Origin of the sequence: Falsiroseomonas sp. HW251 (assembly GCF_050563545.1) — a bacterium.
GTDB lineage: Bacteria > Pseudomonadota > Alphaproteobacteria > Acetobacterales > Acetobacteraceae > Falsiroseomonas.
On sequence record NZ_JBNXUM010000035.1, the window covers coordinates 46627 to 62765 of the forward strand.

At 73.3% G+C, this 16139-nt stretch carries 17 protein-coding genes; 12 read left to right on the top strand and 5 right to left on the bottom strand.

What is annotated here, in order from left to right:
- Together ACLF3M_RS29665 and ACLF3M_RS29670 are read right to left on the bottom strand one after the other, a co-directional pair.
- Nucleotides 1-825, bottom strand: a complete 825-nt coding sequence (locus ACLF3M_RS29665) for an ABC transporter permease (RefSeq protein ID WP_430660620.1) — start codon at nucleotides 823-825, stop codon at nucleotides 1-3.
- Complete coding sequence (locus tag ACLF3M_RS29670) at nucleotides 822-1217, bottom strand: DVU3141 family protein (protein WP_430660621.1); 396 nt, start codon at nucleotides 1215-1217, stop codon at nucleotides 822-824. The genes ACLF3M_RS29665 and ACLF3M_RS29670 overlap by 4 nt, the downstream gene beginning before the upstream one ends.
- 123 nt (nucleotides 1218-1340) lie before the next feature.
- Here ACLF3M_RS29670 and ACLF3M_RS29675 point away from each other — a divergent pair, with 123 nt between their 5' ends.
- Complete coding sequence (locus ACLF3M_RS29675; protein ID WP_430660622.1) at nucleotides 1341-3146, top strand: hypothetical protein; 1806 nt, start codon at nucleotides 1341-1343, stop codon at nucleotides 3144-3146.
- Nucleotides 3143-3916 carry an SDR family NAD(P)-dependent oxidoreductase gene (locus tag ACLF3M_RS29680; RefSeq protein WP_430660623.1) on the top strand — a complete coding sequence of 258 codons (774 nt, stop codon included), beginning with the start codon at nucleotides 3143-3145 and terminating at the stop codon, nucleotides 3914-3916. Before ACLF3M_RS29675 ends, ACLF3M_RS29680 begins: the two co-directional genes overlap by 4 nt.
- A 4-nt stretch (nucleotides 3917-3920) precedes the next feature.
- Here ACLF3M_RS29680 and ACLF3M_RS29685 read toward each other — a convergent pair whose 3' ends face one another.
- The gene (locus ACLF3M_RS29685; protein ID WP_430660624.1) at nucleotides 3921-4493 is read right to left on the bottom strand and encodes a glycine zipper 2TM domain-containing protein; all 573 of its coding nucleotides are present in this window, start codon (nucleotides 4491-4493) and stop codon (nucleotides 3921-3923) included.
- Between the two features lie 366 nt (nucleotides 4494-4859).
- Between ACLF3M_RS29685 and ACLF3M_RS29690 the strand changes: the two genes are divergently transcribed.
- From ACLF3M_RS29690 to ACLF3M_RS29735, 10 genes are all read left to right on the top strand, one after another.
- Nucleotides 4860-6203, top strand: a complete 1344-nt coding sequence (locus tag ACLF3M_RS29690) for a transglycosylase SLT domain-containing protein (RefSeq protein ID WP_430660625.1) — start codon at nucleotides 4860-4862, stop codon at nucleotides 6201-6203.
- Between the two features lie 136 nt (nucleotides 6204-6339).
- The gene (locus ACLF3M_RS29695) at nucleotides 6340-6945 is read left to right on the top strand and encodes a NeuD/PglB/VioB family sugar acetyltransferase (RefSeq protein ID WP_430660626.1); all 606 of its coding nucleotides are present in this window, start codon (nucleotides 6340-6342) and stop codon (nucleotides 6943-6945) included.
- Nucleotides 6946-6987: 42 nt separating this feature from the next.
- On the top strand, nucleotides 6988-9057 hold the full coding sequence (locus tag ACLF3M_RS29700; protein ID WP_430660627.1) for an acetate--CoA ligase family protein: 2070 nt from the start codon (nucleotides 6988-6990) through the stop codon (nucleotides 9055-9057).
- A 5-nt stretch (nucleotides 9058-9062) separates the two neighbouring features.
- A complete protein-coding gene (locus ACLF3M_RS29705) occupies nucleotides 9063-9278 on the top strand; it encodes a hypothetical protein (protein ID WP_430660628.1) in 216 nt (71 codons plus the stop codon).
- Between the two features lie 3 nt (nucleotides 9279-9281).
- Entirely contained in the window at nucleotides 9282-10178 is an 897-nt protein-coding gene (locus tag ACLF3M_RS29710) for a MaoC/PaaZ C-terminal domain-containing protein (RefSeq protein WP_430660629.1), read from the top strand.
- A 26-nt stretch (nucleotides 10179-10204) separates the two neighbouring features.
- A complete protein-coding gene (locus ACLF3M_RS29715) occupies nucleotides 10205-10885 on the top strand; it encodes a 3-oxoacid CoA-transferase subunit A (RefSeq protein WP_430660630.1) in 681 nt (226 codons plus the stop codon).
- Between the two features lie 16 nt (nucleotides 10886-10901).
- The gene (locus ACLF3M_RS29720; RefSeq protein WP_430660631.1) at nucleotides 10902-11540 is read left to right on the top strand and encodes a 3-oxoacid CoA-transferase subunit B; all 639 of its coding nucleotides are present in this window, start codon (nucleotides 10902-10904) and stop codon (nucleotides 11538-11540) included.
- Nucleotides 11533-12300, top strand: coding sequence for an enoyl-CoA hydratase/isomerase family protein (locus tag ACLF3M_RS29725; RefSeq protein ID WP_430660632.1), 768 nt, complete (start codon nucleotides 11533-11535; stop codon nucleotides 12298-12300). The genes ACLF3M_RS29720 and ACLF3M_RS29725 overlap by 8 nt, the downstream gene beginning before the upstream one ends.
- Before the next feature lie 49 nt (nucleotides 12301-12349).
- Nucleotides 12350-13747 carry an amidase family protein gene (locus ACLF3M_RS29730; protein ID WP_430660633.1) on the top strand — a complete coding sequence of 466 codons (1398 nt, stop codon included), beginning with the start codon at nucleotides 12350-12352 and terminating at the stop codon, nucleotides 13745-13747.
- A gap of 126 nt (nucleotides 13748-13873) precedes the next feature.
- Nucleotides 13874-14368, top strand: coding sequence for a DUF3455 domain-containing protein (locus tag ACLF3M_RS29735; RefSeq protein WP_430660634.1), 495 nt, complete (start codon nucleotides 13874-13876; stop codon nucleotides 14366-14368).
- Nucleotides 14369-14376: 8 nt separating this feature from the next.
- On the opposite strand, the gene ACLF3M_RS29740 is transcribed toward ACLF3M_RS29735, so the two are convergent.
- The gene (locus ACLF3M_RS29740) at nucleotides 14377-14535 is read right to left on the bottom strand and encodes a hypothetical protein (RefSeq protein ID WP_430660635.1); all 159 of its coding nucleotides are present in this window, start codon (nucleotides 14533-14535) and stop codon (nucleotides 14377-14379) included.
- A gap of 32 nt (nucleotides 14536-14567) precedes the next feature.
- On the bottom strand, nucleotides 14568-16133 hold the full coding sequence (locus tag ACLF3M_RS29745; protein ID WP_430660636.1) for an ABC transporter substrate-binding protein: 1566 nt from the start codon (nucleotides 16131-16133) through the stop codon (nucleotides 14568-14570).
- Between the last annotated feature and the right edge of the window lie 6 nt (nucleotides 16134-16139).

Here is a 16139-nt window from a genome sequence, read left to right on the forward strand (position 1 = left end):
TCAGAACTCGAGCCGCGGGCGCACGGCGCGGAGCGCGGCCAGCCCGATCAGGTTGACGATCGCGACCCAGAAGGCGGTGTAGCCGACGTCGAAATAGGTCGGCATCAGGTGCCCGAAGAAGCCTTCCCGCACCATCTCGTGCATGTTGGCCTGCGGGTTCCACAGCAGGATCTCGCGCAGCTTCGGCGGCAGGCTGTCCAGCGTGACCAGCGCGCCGGAGAGCGGCAGCGACAGGTAGACCAGCGGGTGGATCAGCCTCTCCGCCACCTCCGACGCCGCCGCCGCTGCCGCGGCGCAGAGCCCGAGCCCGTGCGCGTAGAGGAAAAGCAGCACCAGCCCGACCAGCAGGATGGGCACGTTGTTCGGCGGCAGGTCCGCCCAGACCGCGACGCCGATCACGATCACCGCCATCACCGTGATCACCGCCGCGAATTCCAGCGCATGCCGCGCCAGCACCACGTCCAGCAGCTTGATCTGGGAGTGGTAGAGCAGCGACATGTTCGCCTGCAGCGTCCCCGGCGCGCGGGAGATGATCGCGCGGAAGGTGAAGTAGGGGAGGTAGCCGACCAGGGTGAAGACGAAGATCGGGATGCCGGGATAATGGCTCCCCATCCCCATCACCGACTTGATCGTCGCGATCGCGCCGGCGAGCATCAGCGGCTCGAGGAAGAGCCAGAGGAAGCCGACCTGGTTGCGCCCGAAGCGGGTCTGCATCTCCCGCAGCAGAAGCGCCTGGATCACCCGGAACTGCAGCTGGAATCCGCGCAGCGTGCGGGAGACGCCGCTTTCCTGCCCTGCCGGTCCGGACCAGGCGCTGCCGCTCACCGAGGCACCCCGCCGCCCGGCAGGAGAGGCCGCGCCAGCGCCCACTGCCCGCTCTCGGCGGCGCAGACGACCTGGACGCGCTGCGCCACGCCGGAGCCGATCATCAGCTCCCGGCATTCGCGCCCGCTCGCGGCGAAGTAGCGGCGGGTCATCTGCACCACCGCCGGACGGCCATCAGCCAGCAGGATGCTGCTGCGCTCGCCGGGGGTCGCCTGCACCGCGAAGGCGACGAGGGGGTCGGCCGGGACCGCCGGCGTGGCGGCGGCCGCGGCATCCGTGCCGGATGTCGAGCTGCAGCCGGCCAGCAGGGTCGCCAGGACCAGCGCCAGGCCGCCAGCCCTCGTGGCACGCCGGGCGAGTCGGCGGGCGCGCGGACACGTGTCTTGAATCATCGGGCCGGACACTAGCGGAAGGCCCCCCCAGAGGCAAAACGGTATGACCAAACGGAACGTGACGCGCGCGGTGGTTGCAGCCGCCCGGGTTCCGGCGGCGCGCTTCCGGTCTATCCTGCCGCCGTGCCGGACCGCCCCGAGACAGCGCCGCTTCGCCTGCCCGCCCGTCCGATCGCGGCCTGGCCGCACCTGCCGGCCTTCTTCCCCGGCCGCGCAATCGAGGCCGACGACGCTGCGCCGGAGCCCTTCGCCTTCGGTCCCTTTCGCCCGGCGCGTATCGGCGGGCGGGAGGTGCCGGTCGCGCTGGTAACGGGCGCGCCGCCCGACCCGCTCGGCGCCGCCCTGGCCGGCGTCGCCACGCCGCCGCCGGGGCTGCCGGCCCTGCTCGATCGAATCGTCGCGGCGCGGATCGGCGGGCCGCCGGGGCTGGCCGATCCCGGCGGCGGCGCGCTCGGGCTGGCGCCGCGCGGGGCGATCCTGGTGCTCGATCCCTGCAATCCCGCAGGGGCGGCGGAGGCCGCGGCGGTGCTGGACTCGGCACGCGCCACGGGCAGGCCCGTGCTGCTCGCCGCCGATCCCTTCGCCGGCGGGGCGCCGGTGCTGCCGGGCGCTCATGGGCCGCTCGATCCCTGGACGCTGCTGGACGCCGCGGCGGAGCTGCGCGGCGGATCGCGGGAGATGGCGCTGCTGGCCATGGCGGCCGGGGTGCGGGTGACGGCCGGGGCGCTCGCCGGCGCCGATCCCGCCGCGACCTGGGCCGCGCTGCTGGCGGCGACGCGCTGCGCCGATCCCTTCCGCGACGCCCCCTGTTCCCTGGAGGACGCGGTCGAGCTGATGGCGCTGTGGAAGACGCGCGCGGCGGAGGGGCGGCAGGTCGCCTCCTGCCTCGGCTTCCACCCGTACAAGCGGCCCGGCGTGATCGCGCTGCTCGGGGGCGAGGCCCGGCCGGAGTTCGGCTGGGACGCCGCCCGCGCCATCGCCACCGCCCGGGCGCGGGGCGGCGCCGTGCTGGCCTGGAGCGCCTCGGCGCCGGCCGACCTGCGCGAGCGCGCGGCGGCGGCGGGCGTCGGGCTGCTCTGGCTCGAAGATGGCTTCATCCGCTCCGCCGGTCTGGGCGCGGCCTTCCGGCCGGGCGCGTCCTTCGCGCTCGACACGCGCGGGCCCTACTACGACCCCGCCCAGCCAAGCGACCTGGAGCATCTGCTGCAAACCATTGACGCTTCGCCAAGGCTGCTGGCGCGAGCGGCCGCGCTGCGGAGGTCGGTCGTCGAGCGCGGCGTGACAAAATACAACGTCGGCGGCGCGGCGCCCGACATCGCCGCCCCCGCGGGCCGGCGCGTAATCCTGGTGCCCGGCCAGGTGGAGGACGACGCCTCGGTCCTGAAGGGCGGCGGCGGGATCCGGTCGAATCTGGCGCTGCTGGAGGCGGTCCGCGCGGCCGAGCCGGACGCCTTCCTCGTCTACAAGCCGCATCCCGACATCGAGGCCGGCTTCCGCCGCGGCCGCATCCCGGCGGCGCGCCTCGCCGCGCTCGCCGACCAGGTGCTGGAGAAGGCGGCGATGGACCAGGTGCTGAGGCGCGTGGACGCGGTGCACACCCTGACCTCGCTCACGGGGTTCGAGGCGCTGCTGCGCGGCGTGCCGGTGACCTGCTGGGGCCGTCCCTTCTATACGGGCTGGGGGCTGACCGAGGATCGCGCACCGATCCCGCGCCGGACGCGGCGGCTGACCCTTGACGAGCTCGTGGCCGGGGCGCTGATCCTCTATCCCCGCTGCGTCGATCCGCTGACAGGCCTGCCCTGCCCGCCGGAGGTGCTGCTGGAGCGGATGGGACGGCCGGAGCTGTTCCCGCCGGGCCGGCGGTCGCGGGTGCGCGCGGTGGAGGGCTTCGTGCGGCGCAGCCTGTCCCGGCTGCGGCGCCTGCGGTGACGTTCCAGGGCTTGGTCGTCACCGGCGCCTCGCGCGGGCTGGGCGCCGCGCTGGCACGCCGGTTCGCGGCGCCGGGCGTGCGGATGCTGCTGGTCGCGCGGTCGGAGGCGCCGCTGCGGGAGGTCGCGGCGGGCTGCGGGTCGCGCGGCGCGGCGGTCTCGGTCGCGGCGCTGGACGTCGCGGACGCCGCGGCGCTGGCGGCGGCGCTGGCAGCGTTCGAATCGGGCGGGCCCGTCGACCTCGCCATCGCGAATGCCGGGATCGCGTCGGGGACGGCGCCGGACGGAAGCCCCGAATCGGCCGGGGACGCGGCGCGGGTGGTGGCGGTGAACCTGCTCGGCGCGATGCACCTGGTCGGGCCGCTGCTGCCGGGGATGCGGGCGCGCGGGGCGGGATCGGTCGCGCTGGTCGCCTCGCTCGCCGGGCTGCGCGGGCTGCCGGATTGCCCGGCCTATTCCGCCAGCAAGGCCGGGATGATTGCCTGGGGCGAGGCGTTGCGTGCTGCCGAGTCGCGGCGCGGCATCCGCGTCACCGTCGCCTGCCCCGGCTTCTTCGAGAGCGCCATGGGCGACCGCTTCCACGGCTGGAAGCCGCTTCGCCTGACGACCGAGCAGGCCGCCGCGCGCGTCGAGGCGGCCATCCGCGCTGGCCGCGGTCGGTTGGCCTTTCCTGGGCCGCTCGCCTGGCTCGCGCGACTCGGGGCCGCGCTGCCGCCCGGGATCGGCGACCGGGCGGTCAGGGGGATGCGGTTCAGGGTGCGGAGCGAATAGGTCCCTACTTTACCGTGCCGCCCATGGGCTGGCTGCTGAAGCCGGGCTGCGCACCATAGCCGGGCTGCACGCCATAGCCGGGCTGCGCGCCGACGCCGGCCACCGGCCCGCCCGCCGCGCGCGCCAGCCGCACACGGTCGCCGCGGGAGATCATCACGCGCTCGCCGGGCTGCAGGCCGAGCTCGTTGGTCTGCACCACCGCGATGTCGCCGCCGCGATCCTCGCGCACGATGAACTCGACGGCCTGGCCCTGGCCCACGGTGCTGCCGATCGCGTTGCCGGCCATGCCGCCGAGGATGGCGCCGCCGATGCCGGCCAGCGCGTTGGACCGCCAGTCGCCGCCGATGAAGCTGCCGGCAACGCCGCCGGCCACCGCCCCCGCCACCGTCCCGACACCCCCGCCGCCGCCCTGCACCTGCACCGGACGGGCGCCGACGATGGTGCCGTAGGACACGCTCGCCGCCTGGTTCATGCCGCCGGGGCCGAAGGTGGTGCCCGTGTTCTGCGGCGCGCAGGCCGCGACCGCGACCAGCGACAAGGCGGCGATCAGGGGAAGGGTAGGCGTGCGCAGGCGCATGGTCTCGACTCCTCCGGCTGGTGGGACGGCTGCCCACCTGGGGTTGCCGCATCCTGCACGATTTCGGCGTCGCTGGCGAACCCGTCAACACGAACCCGCGCGCAGGGCGACTCGCTGCCACGATTCCGCCCCTATCCCATCCTTGCCTGTCCGCGACGCAGGGGAGTAAGGGTTGGGTTCTTGGACTTGCGTCGGGCCCTGAACCGGGGCCCTGGGGTTGCCGGAAGGCAGCCCCGAACCGCGTGCTTGAACGACGGGACGGATGTCGGGGTTGGCCCGAGGATGCCTTTGCCGCAGGGGAGCGGCCGGCGTCAGGGGGGGCGGGCCTCGGTTGAACCGGCTCCCGGCAACCGACGGAGTGCGAGCATGGACCGGTCCCGGTCGAGCAGGCGTGCGCGGACCATCATGGCTGTCCTGATGGTGGGCGCGCTGGCGGCCTGTGGCGGCACGCAGCAGGTCGTGAGCGACGGCCCGGGCTGGCACCGCCCGACGAGCTACGATCCGCCGGGGCCGCCGCACGATCCCTGGGGTCCTTACATCCAGCAGGCCTCCCGCCGCTACGACGTGCCGGAGCGCTGGATCCGCGAGGTGATGCGCCAGGAATCCGGCGGCCGCGCCTCCGCCACCTCGCGCGTCGGCGCGATGGGGCTGATGCAGGTGATGCCCGGGACCTATGCGGAACTCGCGCGCCGGCACGGTTTCGGTTCCGATCCCTACCACCCCTGGGACAACATCATGTCGGGCACGGCCTATATCCGGCAGATGTACGATCTCTATGGCTCGCCGGGGTTCCTCGCGGCCTACAATGGGGGGCCGCGGCGGCTCGAGGATTACCTCTGGGGCAATCGCGGCCTGCCGAACGAGACGCGCAACTACGTCGCGCGCATCGGGCCGCGCATCCAGGGCGCCCAGCCCAACCGCCCGGCACCGCCCGAGGTCTACGCCGCCGCCGAGATGCCGCTCGACATCCCGCCTGGGCCGCGGCGCGCCGACCCCTCCACCATGCTCGCGCTGCGGCAGCAGCGCCAGGTCGCCGAGCCGCAGATCCAGGTCGCCCAGCTGCCGCCCGGCCCGGTCGTGCGGATGGAGCCGGTGGACAGCGCGTCACTGCCCGCGGCGCGCACGCAGATCGCCTCGGCCGGCAACGTGGTCGCGATGGAGCCCGTGGTCAGCGCCGGGGATTTCCAGCGCCGGATGGAGCCGATCGTCAGCCCCGGGGACCGTGTCTCCGGCGACCGGATGCAGATCGCCGCGCCGCTCACGCTTGGCGCGGTGACGCGGATGGAGCCCGTGGTCAGCCCCGGCGATCCCGGCACGGTCCGCGCCGAGCCGCTGGCTCCGCCGCCGGCGGCGCGGCCGACGAGCGGCGTGCTCGCCTCGAACCAGCCCCTGACGCGGGGCGGGCTGTCGCTGATCCCGCAGGCGCATGCCGGCACGCTGCCCGCGGCGCCGCGCCAGGCCGCGCCGGCGATGGGCGGGAACTGGGGCGTGCAGGTCGGCGCCTTTGCCTCGGAGAATCTGGCGCGCAGCGCGGCCGCGCAGGCGCGCGATGCGGCGGGCGCGTCCGGCGCCCGCGTCGTCGTGGAGCGGGCGGGCGGCGGGCTGTTCCGTGCGCGCCTGGTCGGCTTCGGCAACCGCGGCGCGGCGGACCAGGCCTGCGACCGCCTGCGCGGGCGCGGCGCGTGCATGATCGTCGCGCCGGGGGCCTGAGCAGGCGCCAGGCCCCCACCCCGACCCTCCCCCGCTGCGCGGGAGAGGGAGCGGTGGCGCCATTTTCCCTCTCCCGCTTGCGGGGCAGGGTGGCCGCGCAGCGGCCGGGTGGGGGTCAGCGCTACCGGGCGGCTTCATGACCCCCCTCGTCATCCTCGGCGCCGGCGGGCACGCCAAGCCGGTCATCGAGACGCTCCGCGCCATGGGCATGGAGCCAGTCGGCGTCCTTGACGACGCACCGCGCGGCGTCGTGCTCGGCATCGCGCAGCTCGGGACGCTGGCCGACCTCCCCCGCTTCGCAGGCCAGGCCGCCGCCATCGCGATCGGCGACAACGCGACCCGCGCGCGGCTCGGCCAGGCCTGCCGCGACGCGGGCATCGCGCTGCCCGCCCTCGTCCACCCCGGCGCGATCGTCTCTCCCACCGCCGTGATCGAGGCCGGCGCCCAGGTCATGGCGCGCGCCGCCATCGGCGCCGAGGCCCGGATCGGCAGGCTGGCCCTGGTCAACACCGGCGCCATCGTCGAGCACGACTGCGTGCTGGAAGAGGCCGCGCATCTCGGCCCGGGCGCGGTCCTCTGCGGCTTCGTCCGCCTCGGCGCGCGGGCGCTGGTGGGGGCGGGCGCCGTGGTGCGGCCCGGCGTCGCGATCGGCGCGGACGCGACGGTCGCGCCGGGCGCGGCGGTGGCCGAAGCCGTCGCGGAGGGCGCGCGGGTCGGCGGGGTTCCCGCTAAACCGATCTGAGCGGGGGTTTGCGCCGCCGGCGCCGCGCTGCAAGGTCGCGCCATGCACGCCCTCGACCCGCTGCTGCGCCCGCGCTCCCTCGCCATCGTCGGCGCCTCCGACGATCCCACGCGCATCGGCGGGCGCCCGATCGCCAACATGCTGAAGTTCGGCTTCGCCGGCCGCCTGCTGCCGGTGAACCCGAACCGCGCGACGGTGCAGGGCCTGCCGGCCTTCCCCGACATCCCATCCCTGCCAGAGACCCCCGACGCCGCCATCATCGCCATCCCCGGCGAGGCCGCGATCGCGGCGGCCGCGGCACTCGGCGCACGAGGCTGCAGGGCCGCGATCGTCTACACCGCGGGCTTCGCGGAGACCGGCGAGGCCGGCGCCGCGCTGCAGGACCGCCTGGTCGCCGCGGCGCGCCAGGGCGGCATGCGGATCGTCGGGCCGAACTGCCTCGGGCTCTTCAATGGCGGGCTCGGCTATTTCCCGATCTTCACGGCGAGCCTCGAGCGCGGCTGGAAGCCCGGGAAGCTCGGCATCGCGAGCCAGTCCGGCGCCTATGGCACGCATCTGTTCGCCGCCGCGCGCGCGCGCGGCATCGGCACGGCGGTGCTGACGACCACCGGCAACGAGGCCGACCTGCAGGTCGCCGACTTCATCGAATGGATGGCCGGCGCCGAGGAGGTCGAGGTCATCGCGGCTTACGCCGAGGGCATCCGCGACGGCGCGCGCTTCGTCGCCGCGCTGGAAGCCGCGAGGCGCGCGAGAAAGCCGGTGACACTCATGAAAGTCGGGCGCAGCGAGGTTGGCGGCGCGGCCGCGCAGTCCCACACGGCCTCCATCGCCGGCGACGACCGCGTGCTGGACGCGGTGCTGGCCGATCTCGGCGTGCATCGCGCGCGCACGACGGAGGAGCTGCTCGACGTCTGCTACGTCGCGCAGAAGCGCATCTACCCCGCGCGCAATACCCTCGGCGTCGTCACGATCTCGGGCGGCGCCGGGGTGCTGATCGCCGACGCCGCGGAAGCCGCGGGGCTGGCCATGCCGCCGATGCCGGAGGCGGCGCAGGAAAGGCTGAAGGCCCTCGTGCCCTTCGCCAGCCCGCGCAATCCCGTGGACTGCACCGCGCAGGCCTTCAACGACATGGGCGTGGTCGAGGCCTTCGCAGAGAGCATGGCGCGCGACGGCGGCTACACGAGCCTGCTGGCGTTCTTCACGGCGTGGGGCGACAGCACGACGATGACGCCGCCGCTGCGCAAGGCGCTGAAGGCGGTGCTGGACCGCCATCCCGACCGGCTGTTTGTCCTGTCCATCCTCGCCTCGCCGGAACGGACGCGGCAATGGGAGGAGGACGGCTTCCTGGTCTTCGAGGATCCCTCCCGCGCCGTCGTCGCGCTGACGGCGATGGGCCGCTTTGGCGAAGCCTTCGCCCGCCATGCGGCCGCGAGCGCTGCGCCGCCGGCCATTGCGCTGCCCGACGCCGCGCCGAACGAGGCGGAAGCGAAGAACATCCTGGCCGCCGCGGGTGTGCCGATGGTCCCCGAACGCGCCTGCTCGACCGCAGAGGAGGCCGTCGCCGCCGCGCGCGAATTCGGCTTTCCCGTGGTCGCGAAACTCCTCTCGCCCGACATCCTGCACAAGAGCGAGATCGGCGGCGTGCTGCTCGACCTGAAGGACGAGGCCGCGGTGCGGTCGGGGTTCACCCTGCTGATGACGCGCGCCGCCGCGCGCGCGCCGGGCGCGCGGGTGGACGGTGTGCTGATCGCGCGCCAGGTGCGCGACGCCGTGGAGATGGCGATCGGCGTGGTGCGCGACGCGACCTTCGGCCCCGTCGCGATGGTGGGTCTCGGCGGCGTCTTCATCGAGACCTTCCGCGACGTCGCCTTCCGCCGCTGCCCGGTGTCGGAAGAGGATGCGGTCGCCATGATCCGCTCGCTGCGCGGCTTCCCGCTTCTCGACGGCGCGCGCGGCAAGCCGAAGGCCGACATCCCTGCGATCGCCCGCGCGCTTTCCGCGCTGTCGCGCTTCGGCACTCTGCCGCGCGTCGTCTCCGCCGAGGTGAACCCGCTGATGGCGCTGCCCGACGGCGCCGTCGCGGCTGATGCCGTGATCGAATTAGGGGAGTGACGGACGTGGTGGCATATCTGGTGGACGCCGGCTGGGTGTCGCTTGCTGCGCTCGGGCTCATGTTCGTCTTCCTGCTCTTCGCGCTCCGACTGTCGCGCCGCAACAGCCGGTACCTGACCAGCAATGCGACGCATGTCGAGGAAGCCCTTGCGCTGCAGCGCCGCACGGTCGACCTGCTCGAGGCGATCCTCGAGGAGCATCGGCGCGGCCGCGCGTCCTGACCCATGCCCATCCACTACGAGACGCTGCTGAACTTCCCGATCCCCGAGATCCGCCAGCGCCTGCGCTGGCAGGACAGCGCGCTCTATGCGCTGAGCCTCGGCTGCGGGCAGGACCCGATGGACGAGGCCGATCTGCGCTTCGTCACGGAGGGGCCGGCGATGCAGGCCCTGCCCAGCATGGCCGTCGTGCTCGGTTATCCCGGCTTCTGGCTGGGCAATCCCGCGACCGGCGTGGACGCGCTGCGCCTCGTTCATGGCGAGCAGGCGGTGACGATCCACGCACCCCTGCCGGTGGAAGGTGAGGTGATCGGCCGGTCGCGCGTCACCGGCCTGGTGGATCGCGGCGAGGGCAAGGGCGCGCTGCTCTATTCCGAGCGCGTGATCCTGGATGCCGCCACCGAGGTCAGGCTCGCGACGCTGGAGCAGACGACCTTCCTGCGCGGCGACGGCGGCTTTGCCAAGGGGCGCGAGATCCCGGCCGGGACGGTGAAGCAGCCCGCGGCGGAACCGGAGGGTGAACCGGCGATCGTGGTGGATCTGCCGACGCGGCCCGAGGGGGCGCTGCTCTACCGGCTGAACGGCGATCACAACCCGCTGCACAGCGACCCCACCGTCGCGGCGAAGGCCGGCTTCCCGCGGCCGATCCTGCATGGCCTCGCGACCTTCGGCATCGTCGGCCGCGCGCTGCTGCGCGGCGCCTGCGGCGGCGATCCCACGCGCTTCGGGCGCATGGAATGCCGCTTCTCCGCGCCCGTCTTTCCCGGCGAGACCATCCGCACAGAGATTTGGCCCCTGCCGGACGGCGCGGCCTTCCGCGCGAGCGTGGTGGAGCGCGACGTGAAGGTGGTGGGCAACGGCCTGTTCCGCGCCGCGCTGGACGCGCCGGTCGCCCGCCGTTAGACCCACCCCCGGAGGAGGCTGCAGCGGTGATCAACAAGATCGTGCGCTCCATCGCGGAAGCGCTGGACGGCGTGAAGGACGGCTCGACCGTGCTGATGGGCGGCTTCGGCGCCGTCGGCCAGCCCGACGAGCTTATCGAGGGCCTGATCGAGCAGGGCGCCAAGGACCTGACGGTCGTCGCCAACAACGCGGGCGCCGGGCGCGTCGGCCTCGCGAAGCTGATGGCCGAGGGCCGCGTGCGGAAGATCATCTGCTCCTTCCCGCGCTCCGCCGGCTCCGTCGTGTTCGAGGATCTCTATCGCGCGGGGAAGCTCGAACTCGAGATCGTGCCGCAGGGCACGCTGGCCGAGCGCATGCGCGCCGCGGGCGCCGGCGTCGCCGCCTTCTTCACGCCGACGGGGGCGGGCACGAAGCTCGCGCAGGGCAAGGAAGTGCGGGTCTTCGACGGGCGCGAGCACGTCATGGAATACGCGCTGAAGGGCGATGTCGCCCTGGTCGAGGCCTGGGAGGCCGACCGCTGGGGCAACCTGACCTATCGCGAGAGCGGGCGGAACTTCAACCCGGTGATGGCGACCGCCGCGGCGATGACCGTCGCGCAGGTCCACCACATCCGCGCGCTCGGCGAGATCGCGCCGGACAACGTGCATACGCCCGGCATTTTCGTGAACCGCGTGCTGCAGCTGCGCCGCGGCCCGGAATGGTATTGAGGAGGGAGCCGCCGCCATGTGGAACCGCACGCAGATGGCCGCCCGCGTCGCGCAGGACATCCCGGAGGGCTGGTTCGTCAACCTCGGCATCGGCATCCCGACAATGGTCGCCGACCACGTGCCGACGGAGCGCGAGGTGATCCTGCACAGCGAGAACGGCATCCTCGGCATGGGCCCCGCGCCGGCGCCGGACAAGGTCGACCCCTGGCTGGTGAATGCGGGCAAGCAGCCCGTGACGCTGCGTCCGGGCGGGTCCTTCTTCCACCATGCCGACAGCTTCGCGATGATCCGCGGCGGGCATATCGACCTCTGCGTCCTCGGCGCCTTCGAGGTTGCCGAGAACGGCGACATCGCGAACTGGGCGACGAGCGAGAACGACAGCGCCCCGGCCGTCGGCGGCGCGATGGACCTGGCGGCGGGCGCGAAGCGGCTCTGGGTGGTGATGGAGCACACGACGAAGGACGGCACGCCGAAGCTGGTCGAGAGCTGCGGCTATCCGCTGACGGCGAAATCGGCGGTGCAGCGGGTCTACACCAACCTCGCCGTGGTGGACGTCGTGGCCGGCCGTGGCTTCGTGGTGAAGGAGATCGTGCCGGGGATGTCGCTGGCGGACGTCCAGGCCAAGACCGCCGCAACGTTGCACACCGATGGCTGAGATGCGCATCGCCGAAGCCCGCGACGGTGGCGTGCTGACGCTGACGCTGGACTACCCCGCGCGGCGCAACGCACTCGCCATGCCGCTGCGGGAGGCGCTGCACGACATCCTGGAAGCCGCGCAGTCCGACCAGGCCATCCGCGCCATCGTGCTGACCGGCGCGGGCGGCGTCTTCTGCTCGGGCGGCGACATCTCCGGCATGAACGTGACGGAGAGCCTCGGCGGACTCGATCGCATGCGGCGCACGCACCGAATCATCCGGCTGATGGTGGCGGGGCGCGTCCCCATCGTCGCGGCGGTGGAGGGCTGGTGCGTCGGCGCGGGCCTCTCCATCGCCTGCGCCTGCGACACCGTCGTGGCGGCCGAGGATGCGAAGTTCATGGCGGGCTTCGGCAAGGTCGGGCTGATGGCCGATCTCGGCCTGCCCTTCACCCTGCCCGCGCGCATCGGCAACGGCCGCGCGCGGCAGATGTTCCTCTACGGCACGCAACTCGACGCTGCGGCAGCGGAGCGCATCGGCCTCGTGGACCAGATCGTGCCGAAGGGCGGCGCGCTGGACGCGGCCACAGAGAAGGCGCGCTTCCTCGCGGCCCAGGCGCCGCTGCCGATCGCGCTGACGAAGCGCATCCTGGCCGAGGGCCTCGAGCGCGCGCTGGAAGATGAGAGGCAGTTCCAGACCGCCTGCTTCCTCAGCGAGGACCACGCCGAGGGCAAGGCCGCTTTCCTCGCGAAGCGCGAGCCGGATTTCGGGCCGCGTTGACGCGCGGCGGGTTCGCGGGGAGCATGTCCCGACGACCCGGAGACACCGCATGACCGAGTTCTGGCGCCTGCCCGCGACCGACATCGCCGCGCTGGTGCGCGCGCGCGAGGCCAGCGCGGCGGAGGTCGCGAAGGATGCGCTGGCCCGCCTTGACGCCGCCAACCCCGCGATCAACGCCGTCGTGGACCACCGGCCCGAGGAGGTGCTGGCCGAGGCCGCGCGCGTGGACGCCGCGATCGCGCGCGGTGAGGACCCCGGCCCCATGGCCGGCGTGCCCGTGACCATCAAGGTCAACGCCGACCAGAAGGGCTTCGCCACCACCAACGGCCTGCGCATCCAGAAGGACGCGATCGCGGCCGAGGACAACCCGGTCGTCGCCAATCTCCGCAACGCGGGCGCGGTGATCCTGGGCCGGACCAACACGCCGGCCTTCTCGCTGCGCTGGTTCACGAAGAACAGCCTGCATGGCCACACGAAGAACCCTTGGGACCCCGCGATCACGCCGGGCGGGTCCTCGGGCGGCGCGGCGGCGGCGACCGCGGCGGGGATCGGCGCGATCGGGCATGGCACCGACATCGGCGGCTCGATCCGCTACCCCGCCTATGCCTGCGGCATCCACGGGCTGCGACCGACGCTCGGGCGCATCCCCGCGATCAACCTGACGCAGCCCGACCGTCACATTGGCGGGCAGATCATGGCGGTGCACGGGCCCCTCGCGCGGACCATCGCGGATGTGAAGCTGGCGTTCCACGCGATGGCCGCGCGCGACCCGCGCGAGCCCTGGTGGGCGCCCGCGCCAATGGTCGGCCCGCCCGCGCCGAAGCGCGTCGCGCTCTGCGTGAAGCCGGAAGGCCTGGCGACGGTGCCCGACGTCGAGGCCGCACTGCGCGACGCCGCGTCACGGCTGGAGAAGGCGGGCTGGACGGTGGAGGAAGCGCCCCTCCCCCCGCTGCGCCGCCCCGCGGAACTCCAGGCGCTGCTCTGGCTTGCCGAGACGCGCCGCGGCTTCAACAAGGCGATCGCCGCGGAAGCCGACCCGGATGCGACCTTCATCTATGCGCAGATGGAGGCGCTCTGCCCCGCGCCCGACCTGCATGCCTTCATGGATGCGCTGCAGGCGCGCGCCGGCTTCCTGCGCGAATGGATGCTGTTCTTCGAACGCTTCCCCCTGGCGCTCTGCCCCGTCAGCGCGGAACTCCCCTTCCCCGACCAGTGCGACGTCGAGAGCATGGAGAGCTTCCGCCGCATCATGGAAGCGCAGCTGACCCAGGTCGGCCTGCCGCTGATGGGCCTGCCGGGGCTGACGGTCACGACCGGCCTGGTCGGCCGCACGCCGGTCGGCGTGCAGCTTCTCGCCGGCCGCTACCGCGAGGACCTGCTGCTGGACGCCGGCGCGGCGATCGAGGCCGCCGGCGTGCCGGCGACGCCGGTCGAGCCGGTGCGATGAGCATGCGCCAGGCGTGAAACACCGCCGACACGCACGAAACCCGTATGTCGGCGCGTGAAACCCGTATGTCGTTGCCCTAGCCGCGGCGCCGATGCTTGATCGGCGCGCCGGATACGGAGACACGCGATGCGCACCGTCTTCCTCCTCGCTGCCGCCGCCTTCCCGCTCGCCGCTTCGCTCGCCGCCGAGCCGCTGCCCATGCCCCAGGGCCGGTCGTCGCGCCTCGTCCTCGGCGCCGACGGCGTGCAGATCTATGCCTGCGAACCGCGCGACGGCCGGCATGCCTGGGTCTTCAAGGGGCCGGAGGCCGCGCTGTTCGACGGCTCGGGCCGCCAGGTCGGCACGCATGGAGCCGGGCCGTTCTGGCGCATTGCGGCGGACGGCTCGATGGTGACCGGCGAGGTCGCGGCGAGCTCGCCCTCGCCCGCGGCCGGCGCGATCCCCTGGCTGCTGCTGCGCGCACGCGCCCATGAAGGCGAGGGCGCGATGGCCGGCGTGATGTGGATCCGGCGCGTGGACACCGCGGGCGGGACGGCGCCGGCGCAGGGCTGCGACGCGTCGCAGGCCGGCAGCGTCGCGCGCATGCGCTATTCCGCGACCTACGAGTTCCTCGGCGAGTAGCGCAGGCGCTACGCGTCGCCGACGATCTGCCGTACGCGGCCGGTGCCTTCGCAGGTCGGGCAGACGGCCTCGCCCTTGCGGCCCGTGCCGCCGCAGGCGGGGCAGGTCACCTCGCCGCTCTGGCTTTCGCCGGGCTGGTCGCCAGGGCGCTTCGGAGCTTCGGCCATGCGGCCCCGAACGCGGCCCAGCGGCGCCGGGTTCAGTTGGCGATGCGGACGTAGCGCAGCGGGAACCAGTTGTCGGCCTGCTGCACGAGCTGGACGTTGGTCCGCGCCGCCCAGACCACGGTCTGCTGGTGCAGCGGCACATGCCCGACCTGCTCGAGGTGGATGCGCGTGGCCTCCGCGATCATGTCGGTGCGGCGCGCTGGATCGGTCTCGACCGCCATCTGCGTTGTCAGCTCGTCGAAGCGGGCATTGGACCAGCCACCGACGTTGAACAACCCGCGGTCGGCCTGGCGCGTCGCCATGATGTTGAAGAAGGTGTTCTGGGCGTCATAGGTGTTGGGCGTCCAGCCCAGCATGTAGAAGCTGGTCTGGTACCGCGGGCCCAGGATCTCCGCGAAGTAGCGCGCGCGGGGCTGCGCGTTCAGCGTCACGCGGATGCCGATGCGGGCCAGCATGGAGACCACCGCCGTGCAGATCGCCTCGTCGTTGACGTAGCGGTCGTTCGGGCAGTCCAGCGTCACGCCGAAGCCGTTCGGGAAGCCCGCCTCGGCCAGCAGCCGGCGCGCCTGGTCGGGGTTCGCCGCGGTCACGCGGTCCTCGGCCTCGACGAAGCCGTTGACGCCGGGGCCGTTCATCACCGTCGTCGCGCGCGCCTGGCCGCGCATCACGCTGCGCACGATCGCGGGGCGGTCGATCGCCAGGTTCACGGCCTGGCGCACGCGCAGGTCCTGGAACGGATTGCGGCCGCGCACGTCGGACTTCAGCAGCTCCGGCCGCATCTGGTCGAAGCCCAGGAAGATCGTGCGCAGCTCCGCCTGCTGCAGCACGCGCAGGTTCGGCGTGCGGGCCAGCCGATCGGTGTCCTGCGGCGGCACGGTGTAGACCATGTCCACCTCGCCGCTGATGAGTGCGGCGATGCGCGTCGCGTCGTTGGCGATGACGTTGAACTCGACGCGCTGGAGGTTGTGCTCCGGCCGGTCCCACCAGCCGGGGTTCGGCGCCAGGACAGTGCGGCGGTCGGGCTCTCGGCTGACCAGCAGGAAGGGGCCGGTGCCCATCGCGTTGCGGGTGGCGAAATTCTCCTCCCGCGTCGTGAGGTCGGCGCTGCGCGTGGCGTTGTTCCGCTCCGCCCAGGCGCGCGACATCATGCCGATGCCGGTGATCTCCTCGAGGAAGATCGGGTTGGGGACATGCGTCTCGATGTCAACCGTGCGGTCGTCCACCTTGCGGGCTTCCTTGATGGAGGCCAGCGTGCCCGCGACGTTGGAGCCCTGGCTGCGCGCGCGGATGATGGAGAAGACGACGTCGTCGGCCGTGAAGGGCGTGCCGTCGGAGAAGCGCACATTGTCCCGCAGGTGGAAGCGCCAGACCGTCGGCGCGGTCTGTTCCCAACGCGCGGCGAGCGCGGGCTCGACCTTCAGCTCGCGGTTCCGGCGGACCAGCGGCTCGTAGACATTGGCCATGAAGCTCAGCAGGAAGGTCTCCTGCCTGGCGTAGGGGTCCATGGAGTTGACGTCGCCGTCATTGGCCCAGCGGAAGGTCTGGGCGTTTGCCGCCGTGGAGGCGAGCAGGGCGGCGGCGAGAAGCGTGCGGCGCATGGATGG

Excerpts from the sequence above, each read along its gene's own strand:
- ACLF3M_RS29670 (WP_430660621.1), bottom strand. The coding sequence starts at position 1,217 with ATGATTCAAGACACGTGTCCGCGCGCCCGCCGACTCGCCCGGCGTGCC.
- ACLF3M_RS29685 (WP_430660624.1), bottom strand. The coding sequence starts at position 4,493 with ATGCGCCTGCGCACGCCTACCCTTCCCCTGATCGCCGCCTTGTCGCTG.
- ACLF3M_RS29690 (WP_430660625.1), top strand. The coding sequence starts at position 4,860 with ATGGACCGGTCCCGGTCGAGCAGGCGTGCGCGGACCATCATGGCTGTC.
- ACLF3M_RS29695 (WP_430660626.1), top strand. The coding sequence starts at position 6,340 with ATGACCCCCCTCGTCATCCTCGGCGCCGGCGGGCACGCCAAGCCGGTC.
- ACLF3M_RS29700 (WP_430660627.1), top strand. The coding sequence starts at position 6,988 with ATGCACGCCCTCGACCCGCTGCTGCGCCCGCGCTCCCTCGCCATCGTC.
- ACLF3M_RS29710 (WP_430660629.1), top strand. The coding sequence starts at position 9,282 with ATGCCCATCCACTACGAGACGCTGCTGAACTTCCCGATCCCCGAGATC.
- ACLF3M_RS29720 (WP_430660631.1), top strand. The coding sequence starts at position 10,902 with ATGTGGAACCGCACGCAGATGGCCGCCCGCGTCGCGCAGGACATCCCG.
- ACLF3M_RS29725 (WP_430660632.1), top strand. The coding sequence starts at position 11,533 with ATGGCTGAGATGCGCATCGCCGAAGCCCGCGACGGTGGCGTGCTGACG.
- ACLF3M_RS29730 (WP_430660633.1), top strand. The coding sequence starts at position 12,350 with ATGACCGAGTTCTGGCGCCTGCCCGCGACCGACATCGCCGCGCTGGTG.
- ACLF3M_RS29735 (WP_430660634.1), top strand. The coding sequence starts at position 13,874 with ATGCGCACCGTCTTCCTCCTCGCTGCCGCCGCCTTCCCGCTCGCCGCT.
- ACLF3M_RS29740 (WP_430660635.1), bottom strand. The coding sequence starts at position 14,535 with ATGGCCGAAGCTCCGAAGCGCCCTGGCGACCAGCCCGGCGAAAGCCAG.
- ACLF3M_RS29745 (WP_430660636.1), bottom strand. The coding sequence starts at position 16,133 with ATGCGCCGCACGCTTCTCGCCGCCGCCCTGCTCGCCTCCACGGCGGCA.